This window comes from Streptomyces roseirectus, assembly GCF_014489635.1.
Taxonomy (GTDB): domain Bacteria; phylum Actinomycetota; class Actinomycetes; order Streptomycetales; family Streptomycetaceae; genus Streptomyces; species Streptomyces roseirectus.
In genome coordinates this window covers 6,754,413-6,771,544 of sequence record NZ_CP060828.1, presented here as the reverse complement: position 1 = coordinate 6,771,544, position 17,132 = coordinate 6,754,413, and the positions used below count along the sequence as shown (strand labels likewise).

14 protein-coding genes are annotated in these 17,132 nt (G+C 70.5%); 6 read left to right on the top strand and 8 right to left on the bottom strand.

The features are described 5' to 3' along the window. Positions 1-32: 32 nt before the first annotated feature. From IAG44_RS29005 to IAG44_RS28990, 4 genes are all read right to left on the bottom strand, one after another. The gene (locus IAG44_RS29005) at positions 33-1,685 is read right to left on the bottom strand and encodes a glycoside hydrolase family 13 protein (protein ID WP_187750017.1); all 1,653 of its coding nucleotides are present in this window, start codon (positions 1,683-1,685) and stop codon (positions 33-35) included. A gap of 173 nt (positions 1,686-1,858) precedes the next feature. After that, a complete protein-coding gene (locus IAG44_RS29000; RefSeq protein ID WP_187750016.1) occupies positions 1,859-2,722 on the bottom strand; it encodes a sugar ABC transporter permease in 864 nt (287 codons plus the stop codon). 14 nt (positions 2,723-2,736) lie between these two features. Continuing rightward, entirely contained in the window at positions 2,737-3,738 is a 1,002-nt protein-coding gene (locus IAG44_RS28995) for a carbohydrate ABC transporter permease (protein WP_187750015.1), read from the bottom strand. A gap of 106 nt (positions 3,739-3,844) precedes the next feature. Beyond that, positions 3,845-5,113, bottom strand: coding sequence for an extracellular solute-binding protein (locus IAG44_RS28990; protein ID WP_187750014.1), 1,269 nt, complete (start codon positions 5,111-5,113; stop codon positions 3,845-3,847). Positions 5,114-5,405: 292 nt separating this feature from the next. Between IAG44_RS28990 and IAG44_RS28985 the strand changes: the two genes are divergently transcribed. After that, positions 5,406-6,443, top strand: a complete 1,038-nt coding sequence (locus tag IAG44_RS28985) for a LacI family DNA-binding transcriptional regulator (RefSeq protein WP_281404308.1) — start codon at positions 5,406-5,408, stop codon at positions 6,441-6,443. 99 nt (positions 6,444-6,542) lie between these two features. Then, a complete protein-coding gene (locus IAG44_RS28980; RefSeq protein WP_187750012.1) occupies positions 6,543-7,439 on the top strand; it encodes a phosphatase PAP2 family protein in 897 nt (298 codons plus the stop codon). Positions 7,440-7,532: 93 nt separating this feature from the next. Here the strand turns inward: IAG44_RS28980 and IAG44_RS28975 are convergent, their stop codons facing one another. The 4 genes from IAG44_RS28975 to glnA all read right to left on the bottom strand — a co-directional run bounded on the left by IAG44_RS28975 (position 7,533) and on the right by glnA (position 12,759). After that, positions 7,533-10,532, bottom strand: a complete 3,000-nt coding sequence (locus IAG44_RS28975) for a bifunctional [glutamine synthetase] adenylyltransferase/[glutamine synthetase]-adenylyl-L-tyrosine phosphorylase (protein ID WP_187750011.1) — start codon at positions 10,530-10,532, stop codon at positions 7,533-7,535. Between the two features lie 173 nt (positions 10,533-10,705). Beyond that, complete coding sequence (locus IAG44_RS28970) at positions 10,706-11,122, bottom strand: type II toxin-antitoxin system VapC family toxin (protein ID WP_246562158.1); 417 nt, start codon at positions 11,120-11,122, stop codon at positions 10,706-10,708. 5 nt (positions 11,123-11,127) lie between these two features. Next, complete coding sequence (locus tag IAG44_RS28965; RefSeq protein WP_187750009.1) at positions 11,128-11,331, bottom strand: hypothetical protein; 204 nt, start codon at positions 11,329-11,331, stop codon at positions 11,128-11,130. Between the two features lie 66 nt (positions 11,332-11,397). Further along, entirely contained in the window at positions 11,398-12,759 is a 1,362-nt protein-coding gene (gene glnA / locus IAG44_RS28960) for a type I glutamate--ammonia ligase (protein ID WP_187750008.1), read from the bottom strand. Positions 12,760-13,053: 294 nt separating this feature from the next. Here glnA and IAG44_RS28955 point away from each other — a divergent pair, with 294 nt between their 5' ends. The 4 genes from IAG44_RS28955 (at position 13,054) to IAG44_RS28940 (ending at position 17,078) form a co-directional block, all read left to right on the top strand. Further along, positions 13,054-13,494, top strand: a complete 441-nt coding sequence (locus IAG44_RS28955) for a VOC family protein (protein WP_187750007.1) — start codon at positions 13,054-13,056, stop codon at positions 13,492-13,494. A gap of 183 nt (positions 13,495-13,677) precedes the next feature. Then, positions 13,678-14,346, top strand: coding sequence for a thioredoxin-like domain-containing protein (locus IAG44_RS28950; RefSeq protein ID WP_187750006.1), 669 nt, complete (start codon positions 13,678-13,680; stop codon positions 14,344-14,346). Next, entirely contained in the window at positions 14,343-14,972 is a 630-nt protein-coding gene (locus tag IAG44_RS28945; RefSeq protein ID WP_246562157.1) for a DUF305 domain-containing protein, read from the top strand. The genes IAG44_RS28950 and IAG44_RS28945 overlap by 4 nt, the downstream gene beginning before the upstream one ends. Before the next feature lie 204 nt (positions 14,973-15,176). After that, positions 15,177-17,078: a S53 family peptidase gene (locus IAG44_RS28940; protein ID WP_187752899.1), complete on the top strand. Its 1,902-nt coding sequence runs from the start codon at positions 15,177-15,179 to the stop codon at positions 17,076-17,078. Positions 17,079-17,132: the final 54 nt, after the last annotated feature.

Here is a 17,132-nt window from a genome sequence, read left to right as displayed (position 1 = left end):
TCTGCCAGAGGGCCGGCCTACTCATGATGACCTCAGGCCGTGAACCACACCGTCGTGTCCGCCGGGACGCTCACCCCGTCGAACTCCCCACTGGCCAGCAGCACTTGCCCGTACTCGGGAACGGCGACCGCTTCCCCCGTGGTGTTGGTGAAGGCCACGAACTCCCCCCGCCGGAAGGCGAGTACGCCCTCCGGGGACGGCAGCCACTCGACCGACTCCCCCGCCCCGAGGTCGGGGTGCGCGCGCCGGACGGCCAGCGCCGAGCGGTACAGCTCCAGCGTCGAACCGGCCACGCCGGTCTGCGCCTCGACGCTCAGCTCGCCCCAGTTCGCGGGCTGCGGGAGCCAGCTGCCGCCCGCGCCGAACCCGTACGAACTCCCTTCACGGGTCCAGGGGATGGGGACGCGGCAGCCGTCGCGGAAGCCGTCCTGGCCGGCGCCCCGGAAGTAGGCGGGGTCCTGGCGGACCTCGTCGGGGAGGTCGACGACGTCGGGCAGGCCCAGCTCCTCGCCCTGGTAGACGTAGGAGGAGCCGGGGAGCGCGAGCATGAGGAGGGTGGCCGCGCGGGCGCGGCGCAGGCCGAGTTCGCGGTCGCCGGCGAGGCGGATCTGGGTGCCGAGGCCGGGCTCGTTGGCGAAGCGGGTGGCGTGGCGGGTGACGTCGTGGTTGGAGAGGACCCAGGTCGCCGGGGCGCCGACCGGGCGCATCGACTCCAGGGTCAGGTCGATGATCTCGCGGAGCTTCGCGGCGTCCCAATCGGTGCTGAGGTACTGGAAGTTGAACGCCTGGTGGAGTTCGTCGGGGCGGACGTAGTTGGCCGTGCGCTGCACGGTCGGCGTCCATGCCTCGGCGACGAAGATCCGCTCGCCGGAGTACTCGTCGAGGACCTTGCGCCAGGCGCGGTAGATGTCGTGGACGCCGTCCTGGTCGAAGAACGGCATGACATCGTTGCCCAGCAGCTTGACCTGATCGGCGCCGCCGATGTCGGGGAGGCCGGGGGCCTTGACCATGCCGTGGGCGACGTCGATGCGGAAGCCGTCGACGCCCATGTCGAGCCAGAACCGCAGGATGGAGCGGAACTCGTCGCCGACGGCGGGGTGGTCCCAGTTGAAGTCGGGCTGCTCGGGCGCGAAGAGGTGGAGGTACCACTCGCCGTCCGGGAGCCGGGTCCAGGCGGGCCCGCCGAAGACGGACTCCCAGTCGTTGGGCGGGAGTTCGCCGTTCTCCCCCTTTCCGGGCCGGAAGTGGTAGCGCTCGCGCAGCGGCGAGCCGGGCCCCTCCGCGACCGCCCGCTTGAACCACTCGTGCTGGTCGGAGGAGTGGTTGGGGACGAGGTCGACGATGATCCGCAGCCCGAGGTCGTGGGCGTCGCGGATCAGTGCGTCGGCGTCGAGGAGCGTGCCGAACATGGGGTCGACGGCGCGGTAGTCGGCGACGTCGTAGCCGGCGTCGGCCTGCGGGGAGGCGTAGAAGGGGCTGAGCCACACGGCGTCCACGCCGAGGTCGCGCAGGTGCGGGAGGCGGGCGCGGACGCCGGCCAGGTCGCCCATGCCGTCGCCGTCGCCGTCGGCGAAACTGCGCGGGTAGACCTGGTAGATCACGGCCTCCCGCCACCAGTCGGGGCGGCTCGCCTCGGCGGTGACGGTGACCTGGGCCTGGTCGGCTGCGGAGTGCTGCTGGCTCATGGCGTCCTTGTGCTGGTCGATCGGGCAGAGGTCGTACGGAGGTAAGCGGCGGCCGTGCGGTCGGCGGGGTCGGAGGGACCGCACGGCCGCCGCCCCGCTCGTGACCATGGTGACCGACAACGGTCGGGCCACGGGCGGGAGTTTTCGGAAAAGAGCGGGAGTTTCGCTGAAGATCAGCCCTTTGTACCGCCCGCGGTGAGACCGGTGACCAGGTTCTTCTGGACGAGATAGAAGAACGCCGAGACCGGGACGGCGACGAGGACGGCGGTGGCGGCCATCAGGTTGCGCTGGGCGTCGTGTTCGCTGATGAAGCTCTGCAGGCCGACGGCGAGCGTGTACTTCTTGTCGTCCAGCATGAACGTCGTCGCGAAGGCGACCTCGCCGAACGCGGTGATGAAGCTGTAGAACGCGGCGACGGCGAGGCCGGGGCGGGCCAGCGGCAGGATGAGCCGCGCGAAGGTGCCGAACGGGCTGAGTCCGTCGACGCGTCCGGCCTCGTCGATCTCGAAGGGGATCGTGTCGAAGTAGCCCTTGAGCAGCCACGCCGAGTACGGGACGGCCGTCGTGCAGTAGACGAGGATCAGGCCGAGGTAGGTGTCGATGAGCTGGAGGTCGGCGAGGATCTGGTACATCGGCACCATCAGCACCGCGACCGGGAACATCTGGGTGAGCAGCAGCAGCCACATGAACTTGCGGTAGCCGGGGAAGCGCATGCGGGAGACGGCGTACCCGGTGGTGGCGGCGACGAAGACGCCGATGAGGGTGGTGCCGAGGGAGACGATCAGCGAGCTCTTCAACCAGTCGAAGAAGCTGGTGTGTTGGAGGACGAAGCTGTAGTTGTCGAGCGTCATCTTGGACCAGATGCGCCCGGGGTGGAGGTAGTCGTCCTTGTCGGGGCCGAGTGAGAGGAACACCAGCCAGGCGACGGGGAACAGGGCGATCAGGCTCGCCAGGATCAGGACGGTGTGCGAGGCGAGGGAGGCGAGCGGGCTGCCCTTCCCCCGGGGGCGGGCCTTCGTGGGCACGGTTGCGGTCACGGTGAACTCTCCTCTCAGATCGCGACGTCGGGCTCGTTGCGGTTCAGCCAGCGCCGGTAGAACGAGGTGAACACGACGAGGATGGCGAGCAGCAGGATCCCGTAGGCGGCCGACTGGGCGAAGTCGCGCGGCTGTTGGCCGAAGCCGAGGTAGTAGGCCCAGGTGACGAGGATCTGCGCGTCGGGCGCGGTGGTGCCGAACAGCAGGAAGATGACGGCGAACTGGTTGAACGTCCAGATGACGCCGAGGAGTACGACGGTGGAGCTGACCGCGCGCAGGCCGGGCAGGGTGACGTAGCGGAAGCGCTGCCAGGGGTTCGCGCCGTCCATCTCGGCTGCTTCGTAGAGGGTGTTGTCGATGGACTGGAGGCCGCCGAGGAGGGAGATCATCATGAAGGGGACGCCGCACCAGGTGTTGACCATGATGGCGGCGAACCGCTGCCAGAAGGTGTCCTCCAGCCACTGCGGGGTCGGCAGGTGCAGGGCGTCCAGGGCGGAGTTGATGATGCCGCTGTCGGCGAGCATGAAGCGCCAGCCGAAGACCGTGACGAACGTCGGCACCGCCCAGGGCAGGACGAGGAGCAGCCGGTAGAGGGTGCGTCCCCGGCGTTTCTGGTTGAGCAGGAGGGCGAGGGCGAGGCCGATCGTGTAGTGCAGGGCGACGCAGAGGGCCGTCCAGACGATCGTCCACAGGAAGTGCGACCAGAAGCGGTCGTAGGCGGTGTCGCCCCACAGGATGTCGGCGTAGTTGTCGAGGCCGATGAACTGGTAGGTGGCGTCGATGTGGTTGGCGCCGATGGTGCGGGCGGTGTTGAGGCTGTTGGCGTCGGTGAGGGTGAGGTAGAAGCCGTAGCCGAGGGGGTAGACGACGAGGACGCCGAGGACGATCGCGACGGGGGCGATCATGGCGTACGCGTACCAGTGCCGGTCGTAGCCGCGTTTCAGACGCCTGCCCAGTCCCGGCTTCGGTTCACCGGGCCGTTTGCGGCCGGTCGCGCGGTCGATGGCGACTGTCATTTCGACACCTTCTGGGTTTCATGGGGCAGACGGACGGCATACCGGTGGCCGCCGGATCCCTCCCCCGCGACTCGCGTACGCGGGGATCCGGCGGCCACGCGGGGGCTCACTTGCCGAAGTCGGGGACCAGCTTGGCGATGGAGGTCTCGGCGGTGGAGAGGCCGTCGTCCAGGGATTCCTTGCCGCCCGCGATCTTGGGGAGTTCGGTGTCGAGGGGGCCCCACAGGGAGCTGTACTCGGGGAGCGCGGGCCGGGGCTGGGCGGCGGAGAGGACCGTCTGGAAGCCGGCGATGCCGGGGTCGGCCTTGACGGCGGCGGTGTAGGCGTCGTCGCGCGTGGGGAGCGTCGAGTTCTTCTGGGCGATGGTGGCCTGGGCGGCGGCGGACGTCATGAAGTGGACGAACTTGAGCGCGGCGGCCTGGTGGGACTTGTCGGAGCCGGCGTACACGGAGAGGTTGTGGCCGCCGGTCGGGGCGCCCGCCTTGCCGGTGGAGCCGGCCGGGACGGTGGCGATGCCGAGATTGGCCTTGTCCTTGAACGCGGTGCCCTTGTAGAAGTTGGTGATCTCCCAGGGGCCCTGGATGATGGCGGCGACCTTGCCGCCCACGAACGCGTCCTGGATGTGGGCGTAGGCGTCGGCGGTGGTGTCGGCCTTGTGCAGGCCCTTGCCGTCGAAGAGGGAGAGCCAGGTGCCGTAACCCTTCTTCGCCGCCGGGGAGTTGACGGTGATCTTCTTGGCGGCGGCGTCGACGGTGTCGGTGCCCTCGCCGTACAGGAAGGTCTGGGCGTAGTACGCCTGGGTGGAGCCCCAGTAGCCGTCGACGCCGGTCTTGTCCTTGATGGTCGCGGCGGCGGCCTTCAGCTCGTCCCAGGTCTTCGGCGCGGCGACGCCGGCCTTGGCGAAGAGGCCCTTGTTGTAGACGAGGGCGAGGGTGTCGGTGACCAGGGGGACGCCGTACGTCTTGCCGTCGTACTTGGCCTGTTCGAGGAGGTTGGGCTTGAACTTCGCCTGGTCGGCGAGGGCTTCGGTGCCGTCGAGGGGGAGGAAGTAGCCCTTCTTGGCGAAGGCGGGGGTCCAGCCGACCTCGGAGCGCAGCACGTCGGGGGCGCCGGAGGCACCGGCGGCGGTGTCGAACTTGTTCTGCGCCTGGTCGAAGGGGACGTTGACGTACTTGACCTTGACGTCCTTGTTCGCGGCCTCGAACTGCTTGATCAGCGCCTGGTAGGTGGGCGCCTCGTTGGTGGCGTTCGAGGTGTCCCACCAGGTGATGGTGGTCGGGCCGCCGTTGTCGCTGCCGCTGTCGTCCCCGCCGCACGCCGTCGCTGTGAGGGCGATCGACGCCGCCAGCGCGGTGGCCGCTATGCCACGCCGCATGTGTCTCTCCTTGGGTCGAAGCCCGTGCCTGCCGGGCGTCAGGGAACGTAACAAGGCTGCAAGCGTTGCGAAAGGTCTTGCTGCAAAAAAATGCAAGAAACCGGCGAAGTTATCGTGGCGTGACCCGGCGGCGATCCCTGTGAGACCCTTGTTTCCAGGGGTCTCACGGACGGTCGTGCCGTATGAAAGACTCTGCAAGCTCTTGCTGACACCTTCCCGAGGGGGCCCGATGACACAGCAGCCGGGACGCGGGCGTCCGCGTCCGCCAGGCCGCCCGGTACAGTCCACCCCTGTGACCACACGGCTGGCCGACATCGCCGCGCAGGCGGGGGTGAGCGAAGCGACGGTCAGCCGGGTCCTCAACGGAAAGCCGGGCGTCGCCGCCACCACCCGCGAGTCCGTGCTCGCCGCCCTGGACGTCCTCGGCTACGAGCGCCCGGTACGGCTGCGGCAGCGCAGCGCCGGTCTGGTCGGCCTGATCACCCCGGAGCTGGAGAACCCGATCTTCCCGGCGCTCGCCCAGGTCATCGGCCAGGCCCTCACCCGCCAGGGTTACACCCCGGTCCTCGCGACGCAGACGCCGGGCGGCTCCACCGAGGACGAGCTGACGGAGATGCTGGTCGACCGGGGTGTGGCCGGCATCATCTACGTCTCCGGGCTGCACGCGGACACCACCGCCGACATGCAGCGCTACGAGCAACTGCGCGCCCAGGGCGTGCCGTTCGTGCTCGTCGACGGGTTCTCGCCCAAGGTGCAGGCGCCGTTCATCTCGCCGGACGACCGCGCGGCGATGGCCCTCGCGGTCACTCACCTCGCCTCCCTCGGCCACACCCGGATCGGACTCGCCCTCGGGCCCAAGCGGTTCGTGCCGGTGCAGCGCAAGATCGAGGGGTTCACGCGGGCGATGCAGGACCGGTTCGGGCTGCCCGCGCAGCAGGTCGAGACCGAGTTGGTGCAGCACTCCCTCTACACCCTGGAGGGCGGGCAGGCGGCGGCGACCGCGCTCATCGAGCGGTCGTGCACGGCCGTGGTGTGCGCGAGCGACATGATGGCGCTCGGCGCGATCCGGGCCGCCCGCCAGCTCGGGCTGACCGTCCCCGGGGATGTCTCCGTGGTCGGTTTCGACGACTCCGTCCTGATCGCGTTCACCGATCCGCCGCTCACCACGATCCGCAAGCCGGTCCCCGCGATGGGGCAGGCGGCCGTGCGTACCCTGCTGGAGGAGATCGGGGGCACCCCGGCCCCGCACAGCGAGTTCGTCTTCATGCCGGAACTCGTCGTACGCGGGTCTACCGCATCGGTACCGGGGGACCGTACGACTCGTCCCTGAGGTGGAGGGCGACCCGGTGCGTGGGCGGTAGAACATGCGGGTCGGACCAGCCCAGGGGATGATCGGGGGGACAGCGCTTTTCTGGCAGACTTCATGTCTATGGGTGACGTAACCGTGACATCTTCGGAAGGCCGGGAAAAGGCCGTTCCGCCATCCGTCACGGCCGCGTCCCGCCGTGTGCGCAGGCCCAGGCGACCGCGTCTGTGGTTCGAGATCCTTCTGATCGCGGTGAGTTACTGGACGTACTCGCTGATCCGCAACGCGGTCCCGGAGCAGAAGTCCGAGGCGCTGCGCAACGCCGACTGGATCTGGCGGATGGAGCACCATCTCGGCATCGCGGTCGAGGAGTCGGTCAACCACACCGTGAACTCGGTGACTTGGCTGATCGTGGGCATGAACTACTACTACGCCACACTGCACTTCGTCGTCACGCTCGGGGTGCTGGTGTGGCTGTACCGCAGCCACCCCGGGCGCTATGCGGCGACCCGGCTGGTCCTTTTCGCAACGACGGCAGTAGCTCTCGTGGGTTACTACCTGTATCCGCTCGCGCCGCCCCGGCTCATGACCGGCGGCGACTTCATCGACACGGTCGTCGTGCACGAGACCTGGGGGTCGATGGCCTCCGGTGACCTCAAGAACATGTCCAACCAGTACGCCGCGATGCCGTCCATGCACATCGGGTGGTCACTGTGGTGCGGGCTGACCATCTTCGCGCTGGCGCGGCTGCCGTGGGTACGGATCCTCGGGCTCCTCTACCCGGCGGCGACACTCGTCGTCATCGTCTCCACCGCCAACCACTTCTGGCTCGACGCGGTGGGCGGAATGCTGTGCCTCGCGTTCGGGTACGTCGTGGCGTGGACGGTGTACGGGGCGCTGCCGCACCGGCTGCCACGGTTCCCTACGGGGTCCACCCCTGAGAACCCCGAGAACCCTGCACCCCGGCAGTCCCCCGATCCCCGTCTCGACAGTCCCGCCGAGGCCCAGCGGCCCGTCTGAGCACCCGGCCGAACGTCCGCGGCCCGGCCCCTCCAACACGGCGGGCTGGGCGTCGGGGCAGGGTCCGGGCCACTCGCCACGCCGGGGTCGCCCTCACCCGCCGTAGAACAGCTCCTCCACAACTGCCCTCGCCCGGCGGGTGGTTCGGCGGTAGGCGTCGAGCATGTCGCCCACGTGTCCGGCCGCGTAGCCCAAGTACCGTCCCACGGCGGCGAGTTCCCTGACCTCGGTGGGGAAGGTGTCGCCGGCCCGGCCCCGGACCAGCATCACGGCGTTGCGGACGCGGGAGGCCAGCACCCATGCCTCGTCCAGGATCTCGGTCTCCTCGGTGCCGAGGAGGCCGGCGGCGCGGGCTGCGGCGAGGGCCTGGCGGGTGCGGGTGGTCCTGAGGCCGGGCTCGGCCCAGCCGTGCCGCATCTGGAGGAGCTGCACGGTCCACTCGACGTCCGACAGCCCGCCGGGGCCCAGCTTGGCGTGCAGCTTCGGGTCGGCGCCGCGTGGCAGCCGCTCGGACTCCATGCGGGCCTTGAGGCGCCGGATCTCGCGCACGGCGTCCTCGCCGAGCCCTTCGGCGGGGTAGCGCAGCGGGTCGATCAGCTCGATGAACCGGCGCCCCAACTCCTCGTCCCCGGCGACCGGTTCGGCCCGCAGCAGCGCCTGGGACTCCCAGACGAGCGACCAGCGCCGGTAGTACGCCTCGTACGACTTGAGGGTGCGGACCAGCGGGCCCGACTTGCCCTCGGGGCGCAGGTCGGCGTCGATGAGCAACGGCGGGTCGGCGCTGGGCACTTGGAGGAGCCGGCGCATCTCGGCGACGACCCGGTTCGCGGCCTCGGACGCTTCGCGCTCCTCGACGCCCTCGCGGGGTTCGTGCACGAACAGGACGTCGGCGTCGGAGCCGTAGCCCAGTTCGTGGCCGCCGAACCGGCCCATGCCGATGACGGCGAACCGGGTCGGCAGGGTGTCGCCCCAGCCGTCGCGGACGACCGAGCGCAGGGTGCCGGCGAGGGTGGCGGCGGTGAGGTCGGAGACGGCGGCGCCGACCTCGTCGACCAGGGCGCCCTGGTCGGCCTCGGCGGGCTTGGTCTCGGTGCCGTAGGAGTGGACGATGTCGGCGGCGGCCGTGCGGAACAGCTCGCGGCGGCGGACCCCGCGCGCCGCGTACACCCCGGCCTCGCCGCTCTCGGCGCGGCCGACGGCGGCGAGCACTTCCTGCTCCAACTGGGCCCGCCCGCGCGGCTCCAGGTCGTCGCCGTCGCCGAGGAGGGCGACCGCTTCGGGGGCCCGCATGAGGAGGTCGGGGGCGAGGCGGCCGGCGGACAGGACGCGGGCCAGGTTCTCGGCGGCGGCGCCCTCGTCCCGCAACAGGCGCAGGTACCAAGGGGTCTTGCCGAGGGCGTCGGAGACCTTGCGGAAGTTGAGGAGTCCGGCGTCCGGGTCGGCGGAGTCGGCGAACCAGCCCAACAGGACGGGCAGCAGCGTGCGTTGGATGGCCGCCTTGCGGGAGACGCCGGAGGCCAGCGCCTCCAGGTGCCTGAGGGCGGCGGCCGGGTCGGCGTAGCCGAGGGCCACCATCCGTTCGCGGGCCGCCTCGGGACTCAACCTGGCCTCTCCGGGCCCGAGTTGGGCGAAGGCGTCGAGCAGCGGCCGGTAGAACAGCTTCTCGTGCAGGCGGCGGACGACGCCGGAGTGGCGCTTCCACTCCTGGTTCAGCTCGGTGACCGGCTCGGCACGCATCCCGAGGGAACGGCCCAACCTCCGCTGGTCCTCCTCGCCTTCGGGGACGAGGTGGGTGCGGCGCAGCCGGTACAGCTGGATGCGGTGCTCCATGGAGCGCAGGAACCGGTAGGCGGCGTCGAGCTGTTCGGCGTCGGCGCGGCCGACGTACCCGCCCTCGGCGAGCGCCCGCAGCGCGTCCAGGGTCGTCCCGCTGCGCAGCGAGGCGTCGGCCCTGCCGTGCACCAACTGGAGCATCTGGACGGCGAATTCGACGTCGCGCAGGCCGCCGGGGCCGAGTTTCAGCTCGCGTTCGACCTCGGCGGCGGGGATGTTCTCGACGACGCGGCGGCGCATCTTCTGGACGTCGGTGACGAAGTTCTCGCGCTGCGACGCCTGCCACACCATGGGGGCGAGCGCGTCGACGTACTGGCGGCCGAGGTCGAGGTCGCCCGCGACGGGGCGGGCCTTCAGGAGGGCCTGGAACTCCCAGGTCTTGGCCCAGCGCTGGTAGTAGGCGAGGTGGCTGCTGAGGGTGCGGACGAGGGGGCCGTTGCGGCCCTCGGGGCGCAGGTTGGCGTCGACGGGCCAGATCGTGCCCTCGACGGTCGTCTCGGAGCAGATCCGCATCATGTGCGAGGCGAGTTTGGTGGCGGACCTGAGGGCCTTGCCCTCGTCGGCGCCCTCGGCGGCCTCGCCGACGAAGATGACGTCGACGTCCGAGACGTAGTTCAGCTCGTGGCCGCCGCACTTGCCCATCGCGATGACGGCGAGGCGGCAGGCGGCGGCGTCGCCGGGGGCGGCGGCGCGGGCCAGGGCGAGGGCGGCGCGCAGGGTGGCGGTGGCGAGGTCGGCGAGTTCGGCGGCGGTCTCGGTGATGTCGGTGGTGCCGCAGACGTCACGGGCGGCGATCGACAGGAGGCAGCGGCGGTAGGCGACGCGCAGGGAGACGGGGTCGGTCGCCTCCGCGAGGCCGCGCTCGAACTCCTCCACCCCGGGGTGGAGATCCCTGGGTTCGTAGGTGACCAGGGCCTCCCAGTCGCGGGGGTGTCTGGCGAGGTGGTCGGCGAGGGCGGCCGAGGCCCCGAGTACCCCGAGGAGGCGGTCCCGCAGGGGTTTGGCCGCTATCACCGTGTCGAGGAGTTCCCGGCGGGCGGTGGCACCCGGCTGTGCCTCCAACAGGCGGACGAGGCCATGCAGCGCGAGGTCGGGGTCCGCGGTGGCGCCCAGCGCCTCCAGGAGCACCGGGTCGTTGCGCACGCCGGTCAGTTCGGCGCCGTCCAGCAGGCGCTCGGCGGCCGAGGGATCGGTGAACCCGTGCCGCAGCAGGCGAGAAAAAGTACTGCTCCTGCGCCCCGCCATCCCCGGCCCCGTCATCCCCGGCCTCCTCCGTCTGATCAAGGTCGTACGAGACTTCGAGACTAACCCTCGGGGTGGACCCGGGCGCCGGTCCGGGGACGGCGTCTCAGCCGGCGAACGGGACGGGCACGCCGCGGCGCATCAGCGCGGCGATGGTGTCGCCGGCGTTCGTCGGCTGACCGGCGCGGGCCTCACAAGTCGTAGGGAAGCAGTTCGAAAGCGGGCACGTGAGAGGGGCGTACGACGCTGAAGTGGCGGCGGTCGACCGTTGCCACTTCCTTGGCCCGCCAGCGTTCGGCGATCGCCACGACGCAGGCGTCGGTGCCGCCGAGGGGGAGGGTGGCGTACTGCCTCACGAGGTGGGCCATGCGCTGGATGTCCTCGGGCATGACGTTCGTGACGGTACCGAGATCCCCGGCCGCGAGCGCGTCGAGGAACGCCCCCTCGACCTGGGCGCCACAGCGGGTGCCGATCAGGTGACAGGCTTCCGCGATGACCGGCGCGGGGATGACGAGGTTGCGCGGGTGGACGGTGTCGTACCAGCGGACGCACGCCTCGTGGTGGGCGTCGTCGGCGTCCGCGAGGGCCACGAGAGGGCCCGTGTCCACCACGATCACTCGCCGAACCCCGTCTCCCGGAGGATCTCGTCCGCGCGGGTGGACGTGTCGGAGTGTCCCGAGCGGCCCATGCCGATGAATGCGGGGCGTCCCGGACGGCCGGCCGGCCCTATGAACGGGCGCAGGCTCTGCGCCACGGCGTCGATGTCGTCGTCCGGCACGCGGTCGATGAGCGCGTGGAGCTCTTCCCGTGTCGTCATGAGTCCAGGGTAGTCAGAGGGGCGGACGACCGTGCACCGTCAGCCCCTCGACCGATCCGGCACCGCCTACAGCACCGGCAGGTTCTTCCGCAGCTCGAACGCCGTGACCTCGCTGCGGTACTCCTCCCACTCCTGGCGCTTGTTGCGCAGGAAGAAGTCGAAGACGTGTTCGCCGAGGGTGTCGGCGACGAGGTCGGAGCGTTCCATGAGGGTGAGGGCTTCGCCGAGGTTCTGGGGGAGGGGTTCGATGCCCATGGCGCGGCGTTCGGCGTCGGAGAGGGCCCAGACGTCGTCTTCCGCGCCGGCGGGGAGTTCGTAGCCCTCCTCGACGCCCTTGAGGCCGGCCGCCAGCAGGAGGGCGTACGCCAGGTAGGGGTTCGCGCCGGAGTCGAGGGAGCGGACCTCGATGCGGGCGGAGCCGGTCTTGCCGGGCTTGTACATGGGGACGCGGACGAGGGCGCTGCGGTTGTTGTGGCCCCAGCAGATGTAGGAGGGGGCCTCACCGCCGGCGCCGGCGGTGCGTTCGGTGCCGCCCCAGATCCGCTTGTAGCTGTTGACCCACTGGTTGGTGACGGCGGACACCTCGGCGGCGTGCTTCAGCAGGCCCGCGATGAAGGAGCGGCCGACCTTGGAGAGCTGGTACTCGGAGCCGGACTCGTAGAACGCGTTGCGGTCGCCCTCGAAGAGCGAGAGGTGCGTGTGCATGCCCGACCCCGGGTGTTCCGAGAACGGCTTCGGCATGAACGTCGCCTGCACGCCCTGCTCCAGCGCGACCTGCTTCATGACGAGGCGGAACGTCATGATGTTGTCGGCGGTGGAGAGCGCGTCGGCGTAGCGGAGGTCGATCTCCTGCTGGCCGGGGGCGCCCTCGTGGTGGGAGAACTCGACGGAGATGCCCATGGACTCCAGCATGGTGATCGCCTGGCGGCGGAAGTCCATGCCGATGTTCTGGGGCGTGTGGTCGAAGTAGCCGGAGTTGTCGGCGGGGGTGGGGCGGGAGCCGTCGAGGGGGCGGTCCTTCAGGAGGAAGAACTCGATCTCGGGGTGGGTGTAGAAGGTGAAGCCCAGGTCGGAGGCGCGGGCGAGGGCGCGCTTGAGGACGTAGCGGGGGTCCGCGAAGGACGGGGAGCCGTCGGGCATGAGGATGTCGCAGAACATCCGCGCCGTGCCGGGCGCCTCCGCGCGCCAGGGCAGGACCTGGAAGGTGGACGGGTCCGGCTTGGCGATCATGTCGGACTCGTACACGCGGGCGAAGCCCTCGATGGCGGAGCCGTCGAAGCCGATGCCCTCGTCGAACGCCTGCTCCAGCTCGGCCGGGGCCACGGCGACGGACTTGAGGAAGCCCAGCACGTCCGTGAACCACAGGCGTACGAACCGGATGTCGCGCTCCTCCAACGTCCGGAGCACGAACTCCTGCTGCTTGTCCATCTTCCGCTTCCCCATCCTTGCTGGTCAGGCCGCCGGCCCCGCGTCCCTTCGAGAGGCGGTCGGGCACCCGAGCATCACACCACAACACCATTTCGTACGCGTTGCGGACCATGATCACCCATCCGGCCCCCACCTGAACGCCTCATGCACGTCAGGTGTACCGCTGCGCCACCCATCTTGCCTGCTCGAACCGGCATCCGTAATGCCCAGCCCCACCGACTCCCCGAAAACCCCCTCGCCCGCCGTGCCGCCGTCCGGTATGCAGTCACCCCGGAGAACGAGAGGAGAGACACCATGACCGGCCGCCTCGGCGACCTCGGAGAGTTCGGCTGGATGGACATCAAGACACGCACCCCGCACGACACCGCCGCACACCTCGCGGCCACGCTGGGCTGGACGGTCGACGGCCGCCGCGTCCACGCGTCCGGGCATCCGATCGGCGGCCTCAGCGACCTCGCGAACCCGGTGTACCCGCCGGGCACACCGCCCCACGTCGCCTACTACATCGCCGTGGACGACATCGGGACGAGGGTCACGGCAGCGGTCGACGGCGGCGCGCGGATCGTCGTCGAGCCGTTCGAGCTGGGGGACGGCGGCGCGATCGCGACGCTGCTGGACCCGTTCGGCGCGGCGTTCTCGCTGTGGGAGGGGTCCGACGGGTGGCGGCTGCCCGGGACGGGGACGGGGCTGCCGGAGCGGATGCTGCTGTGGTGCGGGCGGGGGCGTCAGCCCTGAGGGCACCGGTTTCATAATCCGCGAATGGCCAGATAACCCGCATTTCACACCCCCACTTCCCCGCCAACCCTCCCCTTCGCCGGGATCGCTCTACACCACCCCCCTCCTCCCGCATTACGATCAGCCCACTCGAACGCCTCGAACACCCCCCACCGTCCCCGCCCGGAGAAGGACTACAGAGCCATGGGTTCCGCTAAGAAGACCGGCAGTGCTGAGCGCAAGGCGCGAATAGAGGAGATGCGCAGGGCCGAGCAGGCGCGGGAGCGGCGCACTCGGCTGCTGACGATCGCCGGGAGCGTGGTGGCCGTCGCCGCGCTGGTCGCGGGCGGTGTGTTCGTGATCCAGAAGAACAAGGACGACAACGACGCGAAGGCCGTCGCGGACGCGAAGGCGTCGGGGAAGTTCGAGGTCGGCTCGGACGGCGTCAAGACGTGGAAGGGCACGCTGGGGCGCACCCACGTGACGAAGAAGGTGACGTACCCGACGGTGCCCCCGGTCGGCGGGGACCACGCCGCGGTGTGGATGAACTGCAACGGCGACGTGTACGGGAAGGCCGTCAACGACATGAACGCCGTGCACTCGCTGGAGCACGGCGCGGTCTGGGTGACGTACAACAGCAAGGCCCCGAAGGCGGACGTCGACGCGCTCGCGGCGAAGGTCAAGAAGACCCCGTACACGCTGATGAGCCCGGACGACAAGCAGGCCGACCCGATCATGCTGACGGCGTGGGGCCACCAGCGGACGGTGACCTCGGCGACCGACCCGAACGTGGACAAGTTCTTCGAGAAGTTCGTCCAGGGCGAGCAGACCCCGGAGCCGGGCGCCGCGTGCACGGGCGGGCTGGACAAGTGAGGCTCGGCGCGGGACTGGTCACCGGCGCGGCGGTGACCGCGCTGCTCGCGGCCGGCGGGATCACGTACGCGGTGGCGCAGGACAGCGGCTCCGACAGTTCGAAGACCCCGTCCGCCGACTCCGCCGACGCCGGGTTCGCGCGCGACATGGCCGTCCACCACCAGCAGGCCGTCGAGATGTCGTACATCGTGCGGGACCGCACGACCGACGAGGAGGTGCGGCGGCTCGCGTACGACATCGCGCAGACGCAGGCCAACCAGCGGGGCATGCTGATCGGCTGGCTGGACCTGTGGGGGCTGCCGAAGGTGTCGGCGCGGGCGCCGATGACCTGGATGGGCATGGGCGGCATGGCGGAGGCGAAGGACGGCGCGCTGATGCCCGGCATGGCGACCAACACCGAGCTGGACAAGCTGCGTTCGCTCAGCGGGAAGCAAGCCGAGGTGTTCTTCCTCCAGTTGATGACCGACCACCACAAGGGCGGCGTCCACATGGCCGAGGGCTGTGTCTCCAAGTGCGCGGTGGGCGTGGAGAAGCGGCTGGCCCAGGGCATGGTCGCGGCGCAGGAGTCGGAGATCCAGCTGATGGCGGGGATGCTGAAGGAGAGGGGCGCGGCGGCACGTCCGTAGGGTTTTCCCTACAGTTGGCGGAGATTTCCGTCAAATCCCCCCAGAGTTCGCCTGCTTGGGCCCTTCTTGGGTCGCGCATTCCCCTGACATGAACCGTTCATCACGAGAGTGACCGGCACGTCGAGTGAACGGCTCTCGGCGAACCTCATGAACCAGGGGGTCCCTGTGAGATCCAACCGCACCGCGCTGCGCGCCGGGGTGAGCATGGCGGCGACGCTGCCGATGATCGCCGGCGCGCTCGCGCTCGGCGTCCCCGCCGCCCACGCCGCGGACACCCCGGCCCGCGCCACGCTGGCCGGGACCAAGCCGGCCTGGGCCACCCCCCGCGCCGACCAGGGCGCGACCCCGGACGCCGCCCAGGTGACCGCCCGCGTCTACCTCGCCGGCCGCGACGCCCAGGGTCTCGCCGCCCTCGCGAAGGCCGTCTCCGACCCGGCCTCGGCGTCGTACGGCCGGTACCTGAGCACCCGTCAGGCGCAGTCCCGCTTCGGCGCGACCCCGGCCCAAGTGGCCGCCGTCAAGGCGTGGTTGGCCCAGGCCGGTCTCCAAGTCACCGGCACCACCCAGCACTACGTCTCGGTGAGCGGCGATGTCGCCTCCGCCGAGCGGGCGTTCGGGACGCAGCTGCACGACTTCGTGAAGAACGGCCGCACCTACCGCGCCCCCGCGAAGGCGGCCACCGTCCCGGCGAGCCTGAACGGCGCGGTCCTGACCGTCACGGGCCTCGACAACGCGCCCCACCAGGCCACCGCGAAGGACCAACTCCCGGTCCCGTCGGCGGTGTTCAGGAACGCGGGCCCGTTCTCCTCGTACTACGGCTCCCGCACCGCCTCGACCCTGCCGGACGCGTACGGCGGGAAGGTCCCCTACGCCGTACAGGGGTACACCGGCAGGCAGTTGCGCGCCGCGTACGGCGCCGGCGCCTACACCGGCAAGGGCGTGCGCGTCGCCATCACCGACGCCTACGCCTCCCCGACGATCGCCTTCGACGCGGCGACCTACGCCAAGGCGCACGGCGACGCGCGCTGGAAGACCGGCCAGCTCACGCAGGTGCTGCCGAAGACGTACACGCACACCACCGACTGCAAGGCGGCCGGCTGGTACGGCGAGGAGACGCTGGACGTCGAGGCCGTGCACGCGGTCGCGCCGGACGCGCACGTCACCTACGTCGGCTCCGCGTCCTGCCACGACGACGACCTGCTCGACGCGCTGAACAAGGTCGTCGACAACCACCTCGCCGACATCGTCTCCAACTCCTGGGGCGACCTGGAGTCCAGCGAGACGCCGGACCTCGCGGCGGCCTACGACCAGACGTTCCAGCTCGGCGCGGTCCAGGGCATCGGCTTCTACGTCTCCTCCGGGGACGACGGCGACGAGGTCGCCAACTCCGGCACCAAGCAGGTCGACGTCCCCGCGAGCTCCGCGTGGGTGACGGCCGTCGGCGGCACCTCCCTCGCGGTCGGCAAGGGCGACAGGTACCTGTGGGAGACCGGCTGGGGCACCCAGAAGGCGGCCCTGTCGGCGGACGGCACGAGCTGGACGGACTTCCCGGGCACGTTCAACGGCGGCGCGGGCGGCGGCACCAGCAAGACCGTCCCCGAGCCCTTCTACCAGCGGGGCGTCGTCCCGAACGCGCTCGCGCAGGCCAACAACGCGGCCGGCAACCGCGTCGTCCCGGACATCGCCGCGCTCGCCGACCCGAACACCGGCTTCAAGGTCGGCCAGACGCAGACGTTCCCGGACGGCTCGCAGCGCTACAGCGAGTACCGCATCGGCGGCACCTCGCTGGCCGCGCCGGTCGTCGCCGCCGTCCAGGCGCTCGCCCAGCAGGCGCGCGGCGGCAAGCCGATCGGCTTCGCGAACCCGGCGATCTACGCCAGGTACGGGACGCGGGTCCTGCACGACGTCACCGACAACCCGACCGGTACCGGGCTCGCCGTCGCCCGCGTCGACTACAAGAACCAGTACGACGCGTCCGAGGGGCTGCTGACGTCCGTCCGCACGCTCGGCGCCGACAGCTCGCTGTCGGCCGTGAAGGGCTACGACGACGTGACCGGGGTGGGCACGCCCGCCAAGGGTTACGTGGAGTCGTACAAGAAGAAGTGACGGCCGGGGTGCCGGGCGCCGCGTGAGGCGCCCGACACCCCATCGCGTCGGTCT

What these genes read in the sequence shown, in the direction of transcription:
- IAG44_RS29005 (WP_187750017.1), bottom strand. Translation starts at nt 1,685, where the DNA reads ATGAGCCAGCAGCACTCCGCAGCCGACCAGGCCCAGGTCACCGTCACC.
- IAG44_RS28995 (WP_187750015.1), bottom strand. Translation starts at nt 3,738, where the DNA reads ATGACAGTCGCCATCGACCGCGCGACCGGCCGCAAACGGCCCGGTGAA.
- IAG44_RS28990 (WP_187750014.1), bottom strand. Translation starts at nt 5,113, where the DNA reads ATGCGGCGTGGCATAGCGGCCACCGCGCTGGCGGCGTCGATCGCCCTC.
- IAG44_RS28980 (WP_187750012.1), top strand. Translation starts at nt 6,543, where the DNA reads ATGGGTGACGTAACCGTGACATCTTCGGAAGGCCGGGAAAAGGCCGTT.
- IAG44_RS28975 (WP_187750011.1), bottom strand. Translation starts at nt 10,532, where the DNA reads ATGACGGGGCCGGGGATGGCGGGGCGCAGGAGCAGTACTTTTTCTCGC.
- IAG44_RS28965 (WP_187750009.1), bottom strand. Translation starts at nt 11,331, where the DNA reads ATGACGACACGGGAAGAGCTCCACGCGCTCATCGACCGCGTGCCGGAC.
- glnA (WP_187750008.1), bottom strand. Translation starts at nt 12,759, where the DNA reads ATGGACAAGCAGCAGGAGTTCGTGCTCCGGACGTTGGAGGAGCGCGAC.
- IAG44_RS28955 (WP_187750007.1), top strand. Translation starts at nt 13,054, where the DNA reads ATGACCGGCCGCCTCGGCGACCTCGGAGAGTTCGGCTGGATGGACATC.
- IAG44_RS28950 (WP_187750006.1), top strand. Translation starts at nt 13,678, where the DNA reads ATGGGTTCCGCTAAGAAGACCGGCAGTGCTGAGCGCAAGGCGCGAATA.
- IAG44_RS28940 (WP_187752899.1), top strand. Translation starts at nt 15,177, where the DNA reads ATGGCGGCGACGCTGCCGATGATCGCCGGCGCGCTCGCGCTCGGCGTC.